Below are 18433 nucleotides of genomic sequence, written 5' to 3'. Positions count from 1 at the left end.
CGCTACAGCCCCTCGGCGCCGCGGTTGCGCAGGCGCTGGCCGTACTGCTGGAGGACCCAGAGCTCCTCCTGGACCGCCGCCAGCTGCTCCGGCGGGGCCTGCGGGCCCAGGCGCGACATCGTGCCCTGGATCTCGTGGACCCGGCGGTCGACCGCGCGCAGCCGGACCTGGACCAGCTGGACGCCCGCGTAGACCTCGTCCACCGTCTTGGCGTGGATGGCCTCGACCGCCAGCTCGGTGACGAGCGCGCGGACCGTGTCGTTCGGCGCGGCGTCGCGGACCCGCGCCAGGTAGTCGTCGGTGCCCAGGGAGGCGCCGCCCGCGGCCTGGATGGCCTCGCGGACCGCCGCGTACGGCGGGGCGGTGAACTCGTCCACCCCGTACGCGTCGAAGGCCGGCGAGACCAGGGCCGGCCGCTGCAGCGCCAGCTTGAGCAGCTCGCGTTCGGTGCGGTGCGCCGGGCTGCGCAGGTTCAGCGCCGGTCCGCCCGCGGGGGCTGCCGGTGCCGGTGCCGCCTCGTACGAGGACCGGCCGCGGCCCTGCTGCTGCCCGCCGGGCTGGTTGCCCCGCTCCCGCGCCCAGCGCGCCAGCTGCGCGACCCGCTTGACCACGAACTGCTCGTCCCGGATCCCCAGCATGCCCGCCAGCTGGACCGCCGACTCGTGCTGGATCGCGATGTTCTTGATGTTGGCGACGACGGGGGCCGCCTCGTCCAGCGCGGCCGCCCGGCCCGCCGGGTTCTCCAGGTTGTGCCGGGCCACGATGTGCCGCAGCGCGAACTCGAACAGCGGGGTCCGGGCCTCCACCAGCCCGGCCACGGCCGCGTCCCCCTGCGCCAGGCGCAGGTCGCACGGGTCCATGCCGCCGGGGGCGATGGTGATGGAGGTTTCCGCGGCGAACTTCTGGTCGTCCTCGAAGGCGCGCAGCGCGGCCTTCTGGCCGGCCGCGTCACCGTCGAAGGTGAAGATCACCTCGGCCGTCGCGTTGTCCATCAGCAGGCGGCGCAGGATCTTGATGTGGTCGCCGCCGAAGGCGGTGCCACAGGTCGCGATCGCGGTCGTGACGCCGGCCATGTGGCAGGCCATCACGTCCGTGTAGCCCTCGACGACCACGGCCCGCGAGGTCTTCGCGATCTCCTTCTTCGCCAGGTCGATGCCGTACAGCACCTGGGACTTCTTGTAGATCGCCGTCTCGGGCGTGTTCAGGTACTTCGGCCCGTTGTCGTCGTCGCGCAGCTTGCGCGCGCCGAAGCCGACCACCTCGCCGCTGATGTCGCGGATCGGCCACATCAGCCGGCCGCGGAAGCGGTCGATGGGCTTGCCGCTGCGGCTGTCCTGGGCCAGGCCTGAGGTGATCAGTTCTTTGTCGCTGAAGCCCTTGCCGCGCAGGAAGCGGGTCAGGTGGTCCCAGCCGGCCGGGCTGTACCCGACGCTGAAGTGCTCGGCGGCGGCCTGGTCGAAGCCGCGCTCCGCCAGGAACCTGCGGCCGATCTCGGCCTCGGCGCTGCCCAGCTGCTCGACGTAGAACTGGGCGGCCGCCTTGTGCGCCTCGACGAGCCGGATGCGCTCGCCGCGGCCGCTGGTGCCGGCGGTGTAGCCGCCCTCCTCGTACCGCAGGGTGATGCCGGCCTGCCCGGCGAGGCGCTCGACCGCTTCCGAGAACGACAGGTGGTCGATCTTCATGATGAAGTCGAGGGTGTCCCCGCCCGCCTGGCAGCCGAAGCAGTGGTAGAGACCCTTGCTCGGGCTGACCTGGAAGGACGGGGACTTCTCGTCGTGGAAGGGGCAGAGGCCCTTGAGGTTGCCGCCGCCCGCGTTGCGCAGCTGGAGGTAGTCGGAGACCACGGCGTCGATCGGGACCGCGTCCCGTACCGCCTTCACGTCGTCGTCGTTGATCCGTCCTGCCACCCGTGAAGTCTACGGCCGGGCGCAGGCAAACCCGTCAGGCCCCCTCGGCCGGCACCAGGGAGTCCAGCGGAACCGACGGGTCCGCCAGCGCTTCGCGGTTGACCCGCGCTTTCGACCGGATCAGGGCCTGGATGTGCTCGGTGACATCCCACACATTCACGTTCATTCCGGCCAGCACCCGCCCGTCCGACAGCCAGAAGGCGATGAACTCGCGCTTGGCCGCGTCGCCTCGGATCAGCACCTGGTCGTAGCCGCCCGCCGGGGCGTACCCCGAGTACTCGAGGCCCACGTCGTACTGGTCGGAGAAGAAGTACGGCACCCGGTCGTACGACACCTCCTGCCCCAGCATCGCCCGCGCCGCGGCGGGGCCGCCGTTGAGCGCGTTCGCCCAGTGCTCGACCCGCAGCCGGGTCCCGAGCAGCGGGTGGTGGGCGGCGGCCACGTCCCCGACGGCGAACACGTGCGGGTCGCTCGTCCGCAGCGAGGCGTCCACGGCGATGCCGCCGCCGTGCTGCCGGTCGACCAGGGCCAGCCCGGAGGTCTCGGCGAGCGCGGTCCGCGGCGCGGCCCCGATCGCCGCGAGGACGGCGTGCGCCGGGTGCTCCTCCCCGTCGTCGGTCCGGGCCGCGAGCACCATGCCGTCGTGGCCGACGATCTCGGTGAGCCGCGAACCGAAGTGGAAGCGGACCCCGTGCTCGGCGTGCAGGTCCCCGAAGAGCCGGCCGATCTCCGGGCCGAGCACCGCGTGCAGCGGGGTGGCCAGCGGCTCGATCACGGTGACCTCGGCCCCGTACCCGCGGGCCGCGGCCGCGACCTCCAGGCCGATCCACCCGGCGCCCGCGATCAGCAGATGGCCGTTGTCCCGGCCGAGGGTGGCCAGTACGCCCTTCAGCCGCTCGGCGTGGGCGAGCCGGCGCAGGTGGTGCACCCCGGCCAGGCCCGTGCCCGGGATGTCGAGGCGGCGCGGTTCGGCCCCGGTGGCCAGCAGCAGCTTGTCGTAGTGCAGCGCCGTGCCGTCGCCGAGGACCACCTTCATGGACTCCCGGTCCAGCTGGACCGCGGGCTGGCCGAGGTGCAGCTCGATGTCGGCCCGGGCGTACCAGGACGGCTCGTGGACGAAGACGCTGTCGCGCTCCTCCTTGCCCTGGAGGTACCCCTTGGACAGCGGGGGCCGTTCGTAGGGATGGTCGCGCTCGTCGCCGATCAGGATCACCCGCCCCGTGAACCCCTCGGACCTCAGCGTCTCGGCCGCCTTAGCTCCGGCAAGCCCTGCGCCGACGATGACGAATGTCCGGTGTGCGTCGACCACCTGATGCCTCCTCATAACCTCTCCGCCACATGCGACCACATGCGAGCGTCCCTCACTGAGCCTGCCGCGTGAAGGGGGAGTGGCCCGATCGGCTCACCCTTCGGACCGGCGTGCGCGCCGTGTGAGCCGGGCGTGCAGGGAGCGCGCAGAGGCGTCCGTGAGGGCCGCGATCTGGTCGATGACCGCGCGTTTGCGGGCCTTGTCGTCAGGCGCGGCGTCGAAGATCGCCCGGAACTGCGGGTCCAGTCCCTCGGGGGCGCGAGCGCTGAGCGCCTCGGCGAGTTCGGCCAGGACGACGCGCTGGTCGGCGCGGAGCCGCTCCTGCTCGTCGCGCTGCATCACGTACAGGTCGGCGACCGCCTTGAGGACCGCGCACTCGTTGCGCGCCTCGCGGGGGACGACCAGCTCGGCCGCGTACCGGGTCAGGCGGCCGGAGCCGTACGCCTCGCGGGTGGCGCCCTCGGCGGCCAGGCAGAACCGGCCGATCAGCTGGCTGGTGGCGTCCTTGAGGCGGGCCTGGGCGACGGCCGATCCGTCGTACCCGTGCGGCCACCACTCCTCCTCCATCAGGCGGTCGAGAGCCTCGCGGAGCTCCTCCGGCTCGGTGTCGGCCGGCACGTACCGGCCGATCGCGACCCGCCAGATGGCGGTGCGCTCGGGCTCGGCGAAGAGGAGGTTGGGGTCGAGGTGTCCGGCGTGCAGACCGTCCTCGAAGTCGTGGACGGAGTACGCGACGTCGTCCGACCAGTCCATCACCTGGGCCTCGAAGCACTTGCGGTCCGCGGGCGCGCCACGCCGCAGCCACTCGAAGACCGGCAGGTCGTCTTCGTACGCGCCGAACTTGACCGAGGCGGGGTCGGTGGGGTGGCCGCCGCGGGCCCAGGGGTACTTGGTGGCGGCGTCCAGGCAGGCCCGGGTGAGGTTGAGCCCGACGCTGACGAGCTCGCCGGTGGCCGGGTCGGGCACGAACCGCTTCGGCTCCAGGCGGGTCAGCAGGCGCAGCGACTGGGCGTTGCCCTCGAAGCCGCCGCAGTCCTTGGCGAACTCGTTGAGCGCCTCCTCGCCGTTGTGCCCGAAGGGCGGGTGGCCCATGTCGTGGGAGAGGCAGGCGGCTTCGACGAGGTCCGGATCACAGCCGAGGGCCGCGCCGAGCTCGCGGCCGACCTGGGCGCACTCCAGGGAGTGGGTCAGGCGGGTGCGCGGGCTGGCGTCCCAGTCGTACGAGCGGCTGCCGGGGGTGACCACCTGGGTCTTCCCCGCGAGGCGGCGCAGCGCGGCGGAGTGCAGGACACGGGCCCGGTCGCGCTGGAAGGCGGTCCGGCCGGGCCGTTTGTCGGGCTCGGCGGCCCAGCGCTCGGTGTCGGACGCGTCGTAGGGGGTGTTCGGGCCGAGGTGGCCGAGGTGGTCGGGGTGACGGACGGGTGCGGTGCCGGTGCCTTCCATGCCTTCCATGCTCAGACGGTAACCGGAAGCACTGACAAGACGACCAATCTGAGCAATCCGAACCAACGGGGTCTTTAGGCGGTGGCCAGTTCCAGGGGGGTCCGCTGCCGGGTCACGGCCTCGTCGTAGCGCTGGAGTACGAGGCGGGCCAGGGCCGGGTGGTCGCCGAGCGGGGCGGCCGCCGGGCCGGGCGCGGCGGCGGCGCTCTGCGCGGCGAAGCGGCCGGGGGCGGTGAAGTACGAGGCCACCGCGATCCGGTGGTGGCCGCGGGCGGCGAGGGCACGTACGGCGTCGGGGACGGCGGGAGCCGCGGCGGAGGCGTAGGCCGGTACGACGGCCGCGCCGCCGAGGCGTTCGGAGAGCAGGGCGGCGGTGCGGCGGGTGTCGGCCGCCGATTCGGGGTCGCGGGAACCCGCGGCGGCGAGTACGACGGCCGTACCCGCGCCGGGGGCCCAGCCGGCCTCCAGGAGGCGCTCGTACAGGGCCTCCACCAGCAGCGGATGCGGGCCGAGCGGGGCGGCGACGCGGGTGTCCAGGTGGGCGGCGCGGGCGGCGGCCGCGGGGAGGTCCCGCTTGACGTGGTGGCCGCGGCCGAGGAGCAGCGGGACGAGCACGGCCGCGCCGGTGGTGTCCCCGAGGGTCTCGCCGAGCAGCGGCCGGTTCAGCTCGACGTGTCCGAGCCGGACGTCGAGGCGGGGGCGGAGCTCGCGGATCCGGTCGAGGAGGGCCAGGACGGTGGGGAGGGCGCGGGGGTCGCGGCTGCCGTGGGCGACGGCGACGAGGGTGGGCTGCATGGGCGGACTCCGTCGGACCGGCCCCCCGCCGCGTGCCATGGGCGCAGTCCGCTGAGCTGCATGCCGAGTTGGGTGGTGATCCGGGTCAGCAGCTCCGTGGCCGTGGCGGGGAGAAAAGGGAGGGACAGGGACTCGGGAGGGTGCACCAGCTCCGTCATGAACCGATCCTGCGGGCTGGAGGTTGCGTGGGCATTGCGCGGGGGTGACGGGTGTTTTCCGGGTACTCACCCGCTCATTCGTCCGAGTGAAAGGCGGGGAGGGCGGAACTGGGGGCCGGGCGTAGATCGTCAATGTGTGCGAACGACGTGTGGCGCAACGGGGGGATCGACCATGAAGCTGGTGCCGGGCTGGGCGAGGACGGTGGTGGGGCGGCGGCGGGCCGTGCAGGCGGTGGTGGCCGGGTGCGTGCTGGCGCTGCTGCCGTCGGTGTGGACGCATGCGGTGGCCGCGGACCGGCTGCGGAGCACGGCCGATGCGCCGGCCACCGAGGTGGCGGTGGTGTTCGGGGCGGGGCTGTGGAACGGCCGGCCGACCCCGTATCTGGCCAGACGGCTCGACGCGGCGGCCGAGCTGTACCGCACCGGCAAGGCCAAGGTCGTGCTCGTCACCGGGGACAACAGCCGCACCGAGTACGACGAGCCCGACGCGATGCGCACGTACCTGGCCGCCCACGGGGTGCCGGGCGACCGCATCGTCAGCGATTACGCCGGCTTCGACACGTGGGACTCCTGTGTCCGGGCCAAGGAGATCTTCGGGGTGAAGCGGGCCGTCCTGATCAGCCAGGGCTTCCACATACGCCGGGCCGTCGCGCTGTGCGATGCGGCGGGCGTGGAGGCGTACGGGGTCGGGGTGGACGACGAGCACGACGTGACCTGGTACTACGGCGGCACGCGCGAGGTCTTCGCGGCGGGCAAGGCGGTGCTGGACGCGGTCTTCAAGCCGGAGCCGCGGTTCATGGGGCCGAAGGAGCAGGGGGTGTCGCGGGCCCTGGGCGCTCTGGCAGACTGACGCGCCCTCGGACTGTGCCGATTAGTCATATGTCGGTCTGTCCGTCGTGCCGTCAGGGGTGTGGAACCGTGGCTGTTGTGGATCTGAGCGGCAAGGCCGTCGTCATCACCGGGGGAGCCCGCGGGCTGGGCGCGGCGGCCGCGCAGGCCGTCGTGGACGGCGGCGGCAGCGTGCTGATCACCGACGTGCTGGAGGCGGAGGGCGCGGAGACGGCCGCGAGGCTCGGGGGCGCGGCGCGGTTCCTGCGGCACGACGTCACGAGCGAGGCCGGCTGGCGGGCCGCGCTCGACCACGCGGTGGCCGAGTTCGGCCGGATCGACGGGCTGGTGAACAACGCCGGCATAGCCACCGGGCAGCTCCCGGAGCACGGGAGCGTCGAGCACTTCCGCCAGGTCGTCGAGATCAACCTGGTCGGCACCTTCATCGGCATCAAGACCGCGATCCCGCTGCCGCACCGGGCGTCGCCCTCACCGGGCGTCTGCGGGCGTGCTGAGGTGCCCGTACGGGAGGCGTAACCGGAGGCGGCGGCCCGCGTAACACCGCCGTCGCAGGCTGGGCCGTATGCACACCCCGGACTCCGCCACCGCCACGCACTGCCCGTACTGCGCGCTGCAGTGCGGGATGAATCTCCGCCCTGGGCCGGGCGGCGCGAGTGTGGTGGTGGAGGAGCGGGCGGATTTCCCCGTGAACCGGGGCGCGCTGTGCGGCAAGGGGCGGACCGCCCCCGCCGTGCTCTCCTCCCGGGTGCGCCTGACCGGGCCGCTCGTCCGCACCCACGCCGGACGGCTGGAGCCGGCCACCTGGGAGCAGGCCCTCGACGCCGTTGCCGAGGGCCTCGCCCGCACGGGCCGTACGCACGGGCCCGACGCGGTCGGGGTGTTCGGGGGCGGCGGGCTGACCAACGAGAAGGCCTACGCGCTCGGCAAGTTCGCCCGCGTCGCCCTGCGGACCTCGCAGATCGACTACAACGGCCGCTTCTGCATGTCCTCGGCCGCCGCCGCGCACCAGCGGGCCTTCGGACTGGACCGCGGTCTCCCCTTCCCCCTGGAGGACATCCCGCGGACCGGCTGCGTCATCCTCGTCGGCTCGAACCTGGCCGAGACCATGCCGCCCGCCCTGCGCTACCTCACCGAGCTCAAGGCGAACGGCGGCACGCTGATCGTCATCGACCCGCGCCGGACCCGGACCGCCGAGCAGGCCGACCTGCACCTCGCCCCCCGTCCCGGAACGGACCTCGCCCTCGCGCTGGGCCTGCTGCACCTGGTCGTCGCCGAAGGCCGCACCGACGAGGAGTTCATCGCCGAGCGCACCACCGGCTGGGAGGAGGCCCGGGCCGCGGCGATGGCGCACTGGCCGGAGCTGGTGGAGCGGATCACCGGCGTGCCCGTCCCGAAGCTGCGCGAGGCGGTCTCCCTGTTCTGCGCGCCGTCCTCCGCGATGGTCCTGACCGCACGCGGGCCCGAGCAGCAGTCCAAGGGCACCGACACCGTCGGCGCGTGGATCAACCTGTGCCTGGCCACCGGCCGCGCCGGCCGCCCCCTCTCCGGGTACGGCTGCCTCACCGGCCAGGGCAACGGCCAGGGCGGCCGCGAGCACGGCCAGAAGGCCGACCAGCTCCCCGGCTACCGCAAGCTCACCGACCCGGCCGCGCGGGCCCACGTCGCCGAGGTCTGGGGCGTCGACCCCGACAGCCTGCCCGCCCCCGGCCGCAGCGCGTACGAACTCCTCGACGCCCTCGGCACGGAGGTGAAGGCCCTCCTCCTCATGGGCTCCAACCCGGTGGTCTCGGCCCCCCACGCCTCCCACATCGAGGACCGCATCCGCTCCCTGGACTTCCTGGCGGTGGCGGACGTGGTCCTCTCCGAAACGGCGGCCCTCGCGGACGTGGTCCTCCCCGTCACCCAGTGGGCGGAGGAGACCGGCACCACCACCAACCTGGAGGGCCGCGTCCTGCTGCGCCGCCGGGCCCTGACCCCGCCGCCGGGGGTGCGCACCGACCTGGAGGTCCTGCACGGGCTGGCCTCCCGCCTCGGCATCGAGAAGGGCTTCCCCACCGCCCCCGAGGAGGTCTTCGAGGAGCTCCGCCGCGCCTCGGCCGGCGGCCCTGCGGACTACTCGGGCATCTCCTACGCCCGCATCGAGGCCGAACAGGGCGTCTTCTGGCCCTGCCCGGACGACTCCCACGCCGGCACCCCGCGCCTCTTCCTGGACCGCTTCGCCACCGACGACGGCCGGGCCCGCTTCGTCCCCGTCTCCCACCGCGACGCGGCCGAGATCCCGGACGCCGAGTACCCCGTCCTCCTCACCACCGGCCGCGTGGTCGCCCAGTACCAGTCGGGCGCCCAGACCCGCCGCGTGGACGAGCTGAACGCGGCCGCCCCCGGGGCCTTCGTGGAACTCCACCCGCGCCTCGCGGCCCGTATCGGCGCGGTCGAGGGTGCCCCGCTCGCGGTCGTCTCCCGCCGCGGCCGCGCCGTGGCCCCGGCCCGCATCACGGACACCATCCGCGCGGACACGGTCTTCATGCCGTTCCACTGGCCGGGCGAGGGCCGCGCCAACTCCCTGACCAACCCGGCCCTGGACCCCATCTCCCGGATGCCGGAATTCAAGGTCTGCGCGGTCCGCGTCGAGCCCGTCTGAGCGGCCTCGCCCGCCTGCCGCTCCAGGGCGGGAACGGCCTAGCCGAAGGTCGGGCGCAGTGCCTCCACCAGGCGGTCGAGGAAGGCCTCTTCGCCGGGGGCGGCCAGGTGCGGGTACTCCGCCTCGAAGTGCTCCCACTCGGTGCTGCCATGGCCCTCGGGGGCGATGTGCACGATGTCCGCGAGCTCCACCTCCCGATTCGGGAGCGGGGCCTCGCCCGCCAGCCGGAACACCGCCTGCAGCAGCGCGTTCGGCAGACGGTGGCGCTCGGCCAGCAGCACGGCGTCGTACAGGTCCTTGCCCTGCGGGTGCAGGTCGCTGATGAGCCACAGCACCTTCCAGGCCAGCGACAGGGCGGGCGAGGCCGCCAGTACGGTGGCCCCGCAGGCGAGTTCGACCGGCTCCGGCTCCTCCGGGAGGTGCTCGTTGAACACGAAGTCCAGCTGCACCTGCCCGGCCGGCAGCCCCGGCACGGACCACGGCAGCACCATCCGCCGCCCCGGCACCCGGTCGTACGTCCAGATGTCCTCGCACACCGCGCCCGACGCCGAGATCCCGGCCCGCCCGTCGGCCGCCGCCGCGATGCCGTCCAGCATCCGCGCGGTCCGGCCGTCCTCCATCCGCAGGCTCTGCGGGACCACCACGAAGTCCAGGTCACCCGGCTCCCGGGCGGCCTCCCCGAACCGGTCGGCGAGCAGCACACTGCCCCGCAGCACCAGCGAGTCCGCCCATGTGGAGCCCGAGACCGCCAGCAGTACGGCATCCATCGCCGCCCGCCGCGCCCGCACCCAGGAGGCGGTCCGCTCCGGATCGTCGAACACCGGGTCACCGGCCCGGAACGCCTGCCGGAAGTGCTTCAGGGAAGGGTCGAAGAGCGGCCGCTGCCGTACGTCGTCCCCGGCCACCGGCCGCAGGGTCCGCGGCAGTTCCCGCCGCGCCCGCGTCTCCTCGTCCAACGGCACCCGCGGCACCTCGGTGCTCCGCCAGCTGAACTCCTGCCACGTGCTCATCGCGCTCCCCCCTCGCCGGCCCCGCCGCTCATGCGACCGCCCCCTCCTCGATCCAGCCCTCGTCCACCGACAGGTCGCTGTCGTACAGGACGAACTCCCGCTCCTGCGAGCGGATTTCGTAGCCCGCGCCCGCAAGGTCCGCGAGCAGGCGGTCACAGGCCCGCGCCGCACCCGCCGCCCCGGCGGCGCCCCGCCACCGCTGGGTGACGAAGCGCTCGTGCCGGCCCCCGTCCTGCTCCCGGACCCGCCGCGCGTTCCACGACAGGTGCGCCCCGTGCGGGATCACCAGGGCCTCCAGGGCGGGCCGGTCGAAACCGGCCGGCAGCAGCAGCGCGAGGTGGTGCTCGAAGTAGCCGCCGCCGGGGCCCGGGCGGTCCGAGGTCCACGGAACCGTCTCCACCTTGACCCGCACCGGGTCGAAGCCGGCCGCCCGCAGCCGGGGCACCAGGGCCTCATGGCCCGTACGGTCCCGCAGGGTCAGCATCGGCTGCGACACCATCCGGCCCCGGGCCAGCAGGATGTGCGTCACCTTCAACCCCCGCCCCCCGGCCCACGCTTCGAGCCGCGCCAGCTCCCGCGGGTCCGGGCAGCGCACCGTCACGTGGGTTTCGTACTCAGACACGGCATCGATGTTCTCGGACATGCGTCCGATCCGCATCGGGATTCCCGGCGGGGGGTAACCATCCGGTCACGCACCGGACTCAGAAAGTGCTCGCACGCCCCTCGTGGCAGCGATGTGTCGTACCCCACACTGAGGTGCGGTGCCCCCGTCCTCGGAGCCCTGGAGGTCGCCCCCGTGCAGACCCAGATCCTGACCGTCAACGTGAGCCCGCCCGTCCACGACACCGAGGCCACTGCGGGTGAAGAGCCCGAGGTCGACGCCGTGGACGAGGAGCCCGAAGAGCCCGAGGTGCCGGAGCTGATCGAGCAGGTGCCCGAGCAGCGCAGGCGCCCCGAAACCGGCGGAGCAGGCCCTTCCGCCGATCTGTTCCGGCAGTACCTGCGCGAGATAGGCAGGATCCCGCTGCTCTCCGCCGCCGAAGAGGTCGAGCTCGCGCGCCGCGTCGAAGCCGGACTGTTCGCCGAAGAGAAGCTGGGCAACACCCCCGACGTCGGTCTTCGGCTCGCCCTCGACCTCGACAAACTCGTCGTCATGGGGCGGATGGCCAAGAGGCGCCTCATCGAGTCGAACCTGCGGCTCGTCGTCTCCGTCGCGAAGCGCTACGTGGGCCGTGGGCTCACCATGCTCGACCTCGTGCAGGAGGGGAACCTAGGGCTCATCCGGGCCGTTGAGAAGTTCGACTACGCCCGCGGGTACAAGTTCTCCACGTACGCCACCTGGTGGATCCGGCAGGCCATGTCACGGGCCCTCGCCGACCAGGCCCGCACCATCCGCGTGCCCGTCCACGTCGTGGAACTGATCAACCGCGTCGTGCGCGTACAGCGCCGCATGCTCCAGGAACGCGGGTACGAGCCCACCGCCGAAGAGGTCGCCGTCCACCTCGAGCTGACCCCCGAGCGGGTCCTGGAGGTACTGCGCCTCGCCCAGGAGCCGGTCTCGCTCCACGCGCCGGTCGGCGAGGAGGACGACGTCGCCCTCGGCGATCTGATCGAGGACGGGGACGCCGCCTCGCCCATGGAGTCCGCCGCGTTCTTCCTGCTCCGCGAACATCTGGAAGCCGTGCTGTCGACCCTCGGCGAGCGCGAGCGCAAGGTCGTCCAGCTGCGCTACGGCCTGGCCGACGGCCGGCCCCGCACCCTGGAGGAGATCGGGCGGATCTTCGGCGTGACGCGCGAGCGGATCCGGCAGATCGAGTCCAAGACGCTCAACAAGCTGCGCGACCACGCCTTCGCCGACCAGCTCCGCGGATACCTCGACTGAGAACGGGGCTGAGCACGGAGAAGGGGTGCCCCCTGGTGAGAGGGCACCCCTGGCACAACCGCCGGCCGACGCTAGTCGACCTCGGCCACCGCCTGCGCGAACTGCGCCGCGTACAGCCGCGCGTACGCGCCGTCCGCCGTCAGCAGCTCCTCGTGCGTGCCCTGCTCCACGATCGAGCCGTTCTCCATCACCAGGATCACGTCCGCATCGCGGATCGTGGACAGCCGGTGCGCGATCACGAAGGACGTACGGCCGTGGGCGAGGCGCGCCATCGCCTTCTGGATCAGCACCTCGGTACGGGTGTCCACCGAGCTCGTCGCCTCGTCGAGCACCAGGATCACCGGGTCCGACAGGAACGCCCGGGCGATGGTGATCAGCTGCTTCTCGCCCGCGCTGACACCCGCGCCCTCGTCGTCCAGCACGGTGTCGTAGCCGTCCGGCAGGGTGCGGATGAACCGGTCCGCGTGGGCGGCCCGCGCCGCTTCTTCGATCTCGGCGCGCGTGACCTCGCGCGCCGCACCGTAGGCGATGTTCTGCGCGATGGTGCCGCCGAACAGCCACGTGTCCTGGAGCACCATGCCGATGCCGCTGCGCAGTTCCTCGCGGGTCATCTTCGCGATGTCCACCCCGTCGAGGGCGATCTCGCCGCCCGTGACCTCGTAGAACCGCATCAGCAGGTTGACCAGGGTGGTCTTGCCGGCGCCCGTCGGGCCGACGATCGCCACCGTGTGGCCGGGCTCGACGCTCAGCGACAGGTTCTCGATCAGCGGCTTGTCCGGCTCGTAGCGGAAGGCCACCTTGTCGAGCGTGACCTGGCCGCGGACCTGCTCCGGCCGCTCCGGGACCTCGGCGTCCGGCTCCTGCTCCTCCGCGTCGAGCAGCTCGTACACCCGCTCCGCCGAGGCGACACCGGACTGCACCAGGTTCGCCATCGACGCGACCTGCGTCAGCGGCATCGAGAACTGGCGCGAGTACTGGATGAAGGCCTGCACATCACCGATCGACAGGCTGCCCGAGGCCACCCGCAGACCGCCGACGACCGCCACCAGCACGTAGTTGATGTTCGAGACGAAGAACATCACCGGCTGCATGATCCCGCTGACCAGCTGCGCCTTGAACGAGGCCCGGTACAGCGCCTCGTTCTGCTCGGCGAAGACGGCCGCGGACTCCTTCTGCCGGCCGAAGACCTTGACCAGGGTGTGGCCCGAGTACATCTCCTCGATGTGCGCGTTGAGCGCGCCCGTGGACTTCCACTGCGCCACGAACTGCGGCTGCGACTTCTTGCCGATCTTCGCCGCGACGACGACCGAGACCGGGATGGTCACGAGCGCGACCAGCGCCAGCAGCGGAGAGATCCAGAACATCATCGCGAGCACGCCGACGATCGTCAGCAGCGAGTTGAGCAGCTGACCCATCGTCTGCTGCAGCGTCTGCCCGATGTTGTCGATGTCGTTGGTGGCCCGGCTGAGCACCTCACCGCGCTTCTGCCGGTCGAAGTACGACAGCGGCAGCCGCGACAGCTTCGCCTGCAGCTCCTCGCGCATCCGGTACACGGTGCCGTTCATGATGTGGTTCGACAGCCGCGTCGCGACCAGCATCAGCAGGCCGGCGAGGGTGAAGGTCACCAGCGCCCAGATCGCCACGGCCCCGACGGCTCCGAAGTCGATGCCCTCGCCGGGGGTGAAGTCGGTGCCGGACAGCATGTCCGCCATCCCGCCCTGGCCCTTGGCGCGCAGCCCGTCCAGTGCCTGCTGCTTGGTGATCCCGGCCGGCATCTCCCGGCCGACGATCCCCGCGAACACCAGGTCGGTGGCCTGGCCGAGGATCTTCGGACCGACGACCGAGCAGCCGACGCTGCCGACGACGGCCGCGATCATGCCCCACAGCCGGCCCCGGTCCTGCGCTATCTGGCCCAGCAGCCGTTTGCCCGAGCCCTTGAAATCCAGGGACCGCTCGGCCGGCCCCATCATCATCCGTCCTCCGGGCCCGCTCATGCGGCCTCCGCCTCCGTCAGCTGGGAGAGCACGATCTCCCGGTAGGTCTCGTTGTCGGCCATCAGCTCGTGGTGGCGCCCCTCGCCCACGACCTGGCCCTCGTCGAGCACGATGATCCGGTCGGCGTCGCGGATCGTGGAGACCCGCTGGGCGACGATGACCACCGTCGCCTCCTGCGTCTCGTGGGCGAGTGCCGCGCGCAGCGCCGCGTCCGTCGCGTAGTCGAGGGCGGAGAAGGAGTCGTCGAAGAGGTAGATCTCCGGGCGCTGCACCAGCGTGCGGGCGATGGCCAGGCGCTGGCGCTGGCCTCCGGAGACGTTCGTTCCGCCCTGGGTGATGGGCGCGTCCAGACCGCCCTCCAGCTCGACCACGAAGCCCTTGGCCTGCGCCACGTCCAGCGCGTGCCACAGCTCCTCTTCGGTGGCGTCGGGACGCCCGTACCGCAGGTTGGAGGCGACGGTTCCGGAGAAGAGGTACGGCTTCTGCGGGACCACGCCGACCGTTGCCGCCAGCAGCTCCGGGTCCAGGTGGCGTACGTCCTCCCCGTCGACCAGCACGCATCCGCCGGTCGCGTCGAACAGCCGGGGCACCAGGCCCAGCAGCGTGGACTTGCCGCTTCCGGTGGAGCCGATCACAGCCGTGGTCTCGCCGGGGCGGGCCACCAGGTCCACCCCGCGCAGCACCGGCGCCTCGGCGCCCGGGTAGCGGAAGTCGGCGCCGCGCAGCTCCAGCACGCCGCACTGCAGGAGCTTGCGGACCGGGTCGGCGGGCGGGACCACGCTGGACTCGGTGTCCAGGACCTCCTGGACGCGCTCGGCGCAGACCTCGGCGCGCGGCACCATCATGAACATGAAGGTGGCCATCATCACGGACATGACGATCTGCATCAGGTAGGCGAGGAAGGCCGTCAGCTGGCCGATCTCCATGCCGCCGCTGTCGATGCGCATCGCGCCGAACCAGATGACGGCGACGCTGGAGATGTTCACGACCACGATCACGGTCGGGAACATCAGCGCGAGCAGCCGGCCGGCCGCGAGGGAGACCCCGGTCAGGTCGGCGTTGGCCTCCCGGAACCGGTCCTTCTCGTAGTCGTCGCGGATGAAGGCGCGGATCACGCGGTTGCCGGTGATCTGCTCGCGCAGCACCCGGTTCACGGTGTCCAGGCGGACCTGCATCTTCCGGAACAGCGGCCGCGTCTTGAAGACGATCGCGCCGACCGAGAGGCCGAGGACGGGAACCACGGCGAGCAGCACGCCGGACAGTTGCACGTCGAGCGAGAGCGCCATGGCGATGCCGCCGACGCACATGATCGGCGCCGAGACCATCAGCGTGAAGGTCATCAGCACCAGCATCTGGATCTGCTGCACGTCGTTCGTGGTGCGGGTGATCAGCGACGGCGCGCCGAACTGGCCGAGCTCCCGCGCGGAGAAGCTCTGCACCCGGTCGAAGACGGCAGCGCGGATGTCGCGCCCGACGGCCGCCGAGGTACGGGCGCCGAAGTAGACGGCGCCGATGTTGCATCCGAGCTGGACGAGGGAGACGCCGAGCATCAGCGCGCCGAAGCGCAGGATGTAGCCGGTGTCCCCGCTGACGACACCCTTGTCGATGATGTCCGCGTTCAGCGTGGGGAGGTAGAGGCTTGCACTGGTCTGCAGCAGTTGCAGCAGGACCAGGAGGGCGATCGGTTTCCGGTACGGACTCAGATGGGTCCGCAGAAGTCGTATGAGCACGCGCAGGCTCCGGTCGGCAAGATCGAGGGGGTTCACCCCATCTTCGGCCACCCCGCCTCCGATCCCCACTGGTTTTCGCAAAGGCCGGTCAAAAGGAGTAGACCGGCCGCCGGACTACTCCGGCGGCCGTAGGCCCCGCGCCCGAGAGGAGGATTTGCCCGGACACCCCCTAGGCCTGGAACGCCCCGGGGTGGATCTGTTCCCGCGTCGCGATGTACTGCTGGCGCACCGCCTGCCAAGCCGGGTATTCCTCGCCCGGCTCGAAGACCTGCGCCGCCGGGCCCGGCCACACCGGCGGGGTGTGCGGGGCCAGCGTGCCCTGCTGCACCCCGAGCGCCCACGCCGCCTGGCGCGCCGCGCCCAGCGCCGCGTAGTCGGCCGGCGCCGGTACGACGATCTGCGTGCCGAACAGCCCCGGAGCGGCGACCTGTACGGCGGGCAGCTCGGCCGCCGCGCCCAGCAGGAACACCCGGCGGATCTCGACCCCGCGCGAACGCAGCACGTCGAGCGCGTCGACCAGCCCGCACAGCATGCCCTCGAACGCGGCCCGCGCCAGGTGCTCCGGCTTCATCGAGTCCCGCCGCAGCCCGGACAGGGTCCCGGCGGTGTGCGGCAGGTTCGGCGTCCGCTCACCCTCCAGGTACGGCAGGAGTACGAGGCCGTGCGCGCCCGGCGTCGACTTCAGCGCGAGCTCGGACAGTCCCTCGAGATCGGTGCCCAGCAGCTCGGCGGTGCCCCGCAGCGCCCGTACGGCATTGGAGGTGTTCACCACCGGCAGGTGCATGCCGCTGGCGTCGGCCAGTGAGGTGATCAGCCCGCCCGGCTCCGACAGTGCCTCGTGGTGCACGGCCATCACCGAGCCGGAGGCGCCCAGCGAGACCACCGCGTCGCCGGGGCCGAGGCCCAGCCCGAGCGCGGCGGCCATCGTCTCCCCGGTGCCGGCGGAGATCAGCAGCCCCTCCGGGGTCATCCCGGCGGCCTCGGCCGGGCCGAGCACCTCGGGCAGCAGCGCCATGTGCCCGAGCGCCAGCTCGACCAGGTCGGGGCGGTACGCACCGGTGGCCGCCGACCAGTACCCGGTGCCGGAGGCGCCGCCCCGGTCGGTGGTCCGCCGGGCGGGCCGGCCCAGCAGCTGCCAGACGAGCCAGTCGTGCGCGGACATCAGCACGGCCACCCGCCGGGCCGCCTCCGGCTCGGTGCGGGCCAGCCAGGCCAGCTTCGCCACCGGCTGCGCGGACGACGGCACGGACCCGACGGCCTCGGCCCAGGCCTGCCGGCCGCCCAGCGCCTCGATGAGGTCGGCGGCGACGACCTGGCCGCGCTTGTCGTTGCCGATCAGGGCCGGACGTACGAGGGCGCCCTGCTGGTCCAGGGGCAGCAGTCCGTGCTGCTGCGCGGAGACGCCTATGGCCTGGACCCCTTCGAGGAGCCCGCCTCCGGCGGCCTCGCCGAGGGAGAGCAGCCAGGCCTGCGGGTCGGTCTCGTGGGGGTGGGCGCTCTCGTGATCGCCTGCGGGCTGCGGATGGGGCGCGTACCCCTGGCGCAGCACGGCACCCGTGTCGGTGTCACAGACGACGATGCGAGTGAAGGCGGAAGAACTGTCCAGCCCGGCGACTATCCCCATGCGGAGAATTCTGCCGCACGCCGGGGCGGGATCCGCCGCCCCGGAGGCGCCGGATCCCAGGGGAACCTTCCCGCTCAGGTGTTGCTGGTGCCCCAGTCGTCCTCGGAGCCGCCGCCGGCCCGGTCGCGCAGTCCCCGCACCCGCCCGGCCAGGGAGGCGGGCAGCGCGTCGCCGACCTTGTGGCTCACGGCGGCGTAGGCCTTCCCGGCGTACACGCGCCCCGTCTGTCCGGCGGTCTCGGCGGCATTGCGCACCGCCGGGTTCTGCGCGACCCCGCGGGCGGACTTCTTCAGCTGCTCGTAGCGCTCGCGCCCCGCGCGGGTCCCGAGCACGTACCCGAGGGCCAGTCCGACCACGAACGTGACCTTGTACCGCATGCCTGCCACCCTTCGTCGTGTGGTGCCCGGCCCGCTGGCGATACCGATTGGCGGAGCACCCCCCTGCTTGCGCTAATCTATGACTCGCAGCGGGCGCTCGCCCCCCGGCAAGGCCGGAGGTGGGCTGTTCGGTGCACCGCAGCAATCCCCTGTAGCTCAATTGGCAGAGCAGCCGGCTGTTAACCGGCAGGTTACTGGTTCGAGTCCAGTCGGGGGAGCGCAGTCCCCTGTAGCTCAATTGGCAGAGCATTCGGCTGTTAACCGGAGGGTTGCTGGTTCGAGTCCAGCCGGGGGAGCGTGAAAGAAGAGGACCCCGTGCGGGTCCTCTTCTTTTTTGCCCTGGTCCTGGAACCGGGCAGCCCTCAGAACGGTCTCCCTCAGCAGGCGAAGCCGATCATGCGAGGCATCCGAGGCAGGAGATCGTATGAGCGGCTATGCTGCGGCAGACGGCGCGCACACATGTACGCGCCACGCCGTGAAGGGGCGGTAGCTCAGCCGGTTAGAGCAGCGGACTCATAATCCGTCGGCCGTGGGTTCGAGTCCCACCCGCCCCACACGGCAGAAACGTCGATGACCAGCCAAAACGCTGGTCTGACGTTAACGCCGCCGAGGCATTCGCCACACGAGCGCCACACCGGCGCGCCGTACGATTCCTCGTATGGCCTCGATCAAGACCAACGAACGCACGTCCGGAGACCCCTCCTACACCGTCGTG

At 72.3% G+C, this 18433-nt stretch carries 13 protein-coding genes, 3 tRNA genes and 1 pseudogene; 7 read left to right on the top strand and 10 right to left on the bottom strand.

Annotated features, from left to right (window positions below; translation table 11 throughout):
* Positions 1-2: 2 nt before the first annotated feature.
* The 4 genes from dnaG to AB0I68_RS32620 all read right to left on the bottom strand — a co-directional run bounded on the left by dnaG (position 3) and on the right by AB0I68_RS32620 (position 5453).
* Positions 3-1907 carry a DNA primase gene (gene dnaG, locus AB0I68_RS32635; protein ID WP_363180990.1) on the bottom strand — a complete coding sequence of 635 codons (1905 nt, stop codon included), beginning with the start codon at positions 1905-1907 and terminating at the stop codon, positions 3-5.
* A 34-nt stretch (positions 1908-1941) separates the two neighbouring features.
* A complete protein-coding gene (locus AB0I68_RS32630) occupies positions 1942-3216 on the bottom strand; it encodes an FAD-dependent oxidoreductase (RefSeq protein ID WP_363180989.1) in 1275 nt (424 codons plus the stop codon).
* Positions 3217-3309: 93 nt separating this feature from the next.
* Positions 3310-4668, bottom strand: a complete 1359-nt coding sequence (locus AB0I68_RS32625; protein ID WP_363180988.1) for a deoxyguanosinetriphosphate triphosphohydrolase — start codon at positions 4666-4668, stop codon at positions 3310-3312.
* Positions 4669-4733: 65 nt separating this feature from the next.
* Positions 4734-5453, bottom strand: coding sequence for a CbiX/SirB N-terminal domain-containing protein (locus AB0I68_RS32620; protein WP_363180986.1), 720 nt, complete (start codon positions 5451-5453; stop codon positions 4734-4736).
* Between the two features lie 330 nt (positions 5454-5783).
* On the opposite strand from AB0I68_RS32620, the gene AB0I68_RS32615 reads away from it, so the two are divergent.
* From AB0I68_RS32615 to AB0I68_RS32605, 3 genes and pseudogenes are all read left to right on the top strand, one after another.
* Positions 5784-6461, top strand: coding sequence for an ElyC/SanA/YdcF family protein (locus AB0I68_RS32615; protein WP_363180985.1), 678 nt, complete (start codon positions 5784-5786; stop codon positions 6459-6461).
* Positions 6462-6490: 29 nt separating this feature from the next.
* Positions 6491-6907: pseudogene (locus AB0I68_RS32610) on the top strand (SDR family NAD(P)-dependent oxidoreductase); the annotation flags it as partial.
* 115 nt (positions 6908-7022) lie between these two features.
* The gene (locus AB0I68_RS32605) at positions 7023-9101 is read left to right on the top strand and encodes a molybdopterin oxidoreductase family protein (RefSeq protein WP_363180984.1); all 2079 of its coding nucleotides are present in this window, start codon (positions 7023-7025) and stop codon (positions 9099-9101) included.
* A gap of 38 nt (positions 9102-9139) precedes the next feature.
* Here AB0I68_RS32605 and AB0I68_RS32600 read toward each other — a convergent pair whose 3' ends face one another.
* Together AB0I68_RS32600 and AB0I68_RS32595 are read right to left on the bottom strand one after the other, a co-directional pair.
* Complete coding sequence (locus AB0I68_RS32600; protein WP_363180983.1) at positions 9140-10111, bottom strand: nucleotidyl transferase AbiEii/AbiGii toxin family protein; 972 nt, start codon at positions 10109-10111, stop codon at positions 9140-9142.
* 28 nt (positions 10112-10139) lie between these two features.
* The gene (locus AB0I68_RS32595) at positions 10140-10733 is read right to left on the bottom strand and encodes a hypothetical protein (RefSeq protein WP_363180982.1); all 594 of its coding nucleotides are present in this window, start codon (positions 10731-10733) and stop codon (positions 10140-10142) included.
* 201 nt (positions 10734-10934) lie between these two features.
* Between AB0I68_RS32595 and AB0I68_RS32590 the strand changes: the two genes are divergently transcribed.
* Positions 10935-11993, top strand: a complete 1059-nt coding sequence (locus AB0I68_RS32590) for an RNA polymerase sigma factor (protein WP_363181030.1) — start codon at positions 10935-10937, stop codon at positions 11991-11993.
* 71 nt (positions 11994-12064) lie between these two features.
* Here the strand turns inward: AB0I68_RS32590 and AB0I68_RS32585 are convergent, their stop codons facing one another.
* The 4 genes from AB0I68_RS32585 to AB0I68_RS32570 form a co-directional block, all read right to left on the bottom strand.
* A complete protein-coding gene (locus tag AB0I68_RS32585) occupies positions 12065-13987 on the bottom strand; it encodes an ABC transporter ATP-binding protein (RefSeq protein ID WP_363180981.1) in 1923 nt (640 codons plus the stop codon).
* A complete protein-coding gene (locus tag AB0I68_RS32580; RefSeq protein ID WP_363180980.1) occupies positions 13984-15717 on the bottom strand; it encodes an ABC transporter ATP-binding protein in 1734 nt (577 codons plus the stop codon). The genes AB0I68_RS32585 and AB0I68_RS32580 overlap by 4 nt, the downstream gene beginning before the upstream one ends.
* 169 nt (positions 15718-15886) lie before the next feature.
* A complete protein-coding gene (locus AB0I68_RS32575) occupies positions 15887-17341 on the bottom strand; it encodes an FGGY family carbohydrate kinase (RefSeq protein WP_363180978.1) in 1455 nt (484 codons plus the stop codon).
* Positions 17342-17415: 74 nt separating this feature from the next.
* On the bottom strand, positions 17416-17718 hold the full coding sequence (locus AB0I68_RS32570) for a YtxH domain-containing protein (protein WP_363180977.1): 303 nt from the start codon (positions 17716-17718) through the stop codon (positions 17416-17418).
* Positions 17719-17863: 145 nt separating this feature from the next.
* Here AB0I68_RS32570 and AB0I68_RS32565 point away from each other — a divergent pair.
* The 3 genes from AB0I68_RS32565 (at position 17864) to AB0I68_RS32555 (ending at position 18272) form a co-directional block, all read left to right on the top strand.
* A tRNA-Asn gene (locus tag AB0I68_RS32565) sits at positions 17864-17936 on the top strand.
* Positions 17937-17941: 5 nt separating this feature from the next.
* Positions 17942-18014 (top strand) — tRNA-Asn (locus AB0I68_RS32560).
* A 184-nt stretch (positions 18015-18198) separates the two neighbouring features.
* Positions 18199-18272: transfer RNA gene (locus AB0I68_RS32555), tRNA-Ile, on the top strand.
* Positions 18273-18433: the final 161 nt, after the last annotated feature.

It is taken from the genome of Streptomyces sp. NPDC050448, from assembly GCF_040655295.1.
In the GTDB taxonomy this organism is placed as follows: Bacteria; Actinomycetota; Actinomycetes; order Streptomycetales; family Streptomycetaceae; genus Streptomyces.
Note: the sequence above shows the minus strand (reverse complement) of the source record. Positions and strands in the feature narration are given on the sequence as shown.

What these genes read in the sequence shown, in the direction of transcription:
- AB0I68_RS32625 (WP_363180988.1), bottom strand. Translation starts at nt 4,668, where the DNA reads ATGGAAGGCATGGAAGGCACCGGCACCGCACCCGTCCGTCACCCCGAC.
- AB0I68_RS32620 (WP_363180986.1), bottom strand. Translation starts at nt 5,453, where the DNA reads ATGCAGCCCACCCTCGTCGCCGTCGCCCACGGCAGCCGCGACCCCCGC.
- AB0I68_RS32615 (WP_363180985.1), top strand. Translation starts at nt 5,784, where the DNA reads ATGAAGCTGGTGCCGGGCTGGGCGAGGACGGTGGTGGGGCGGCGGCGG.
- AB0I68_RS32605 (WP_363180984.1), top strand. Translation starts at nt 7,023, where the DNA reads ATGCACACCCCGGACTCCGCCACCGCCACGCACTGCCCGTACTGCGCG.
- AB0I68_RS32600 (WP_363180983.1), bottom strand. Translation starts at nt 10,111, where the DNA reads ATGAGCACGTGGCAGGAGTTCAGCTGGCGGAGCACCGAGGTGCCGCGG.
- AB0I68_RS32585 (WP_363180981.1), bottom strand. Translation starts at nt 13,987, where the DNA reads ATGAGCGGGCCCGGAGGACGGATGATGATGGGGCCGGCCGAGCGGTCC.
- AB0I68_RS32575 (WP_363180978.1), bottom strand. Translation starts at nt 17,341, where the DNA reads ATGGGGATAGTCGCCGGGCTGGACAGTTCTTCCGCCTTCACTCGCATC.
- AB0I68_RS32570 (WP_363180977.1), bottom strand. Translation starts at nt 17,718, where the DNA reads ATGCGGTACAAGGTCACGTTCGTGGTCGGACTGGCCCTCGGGTACGTG.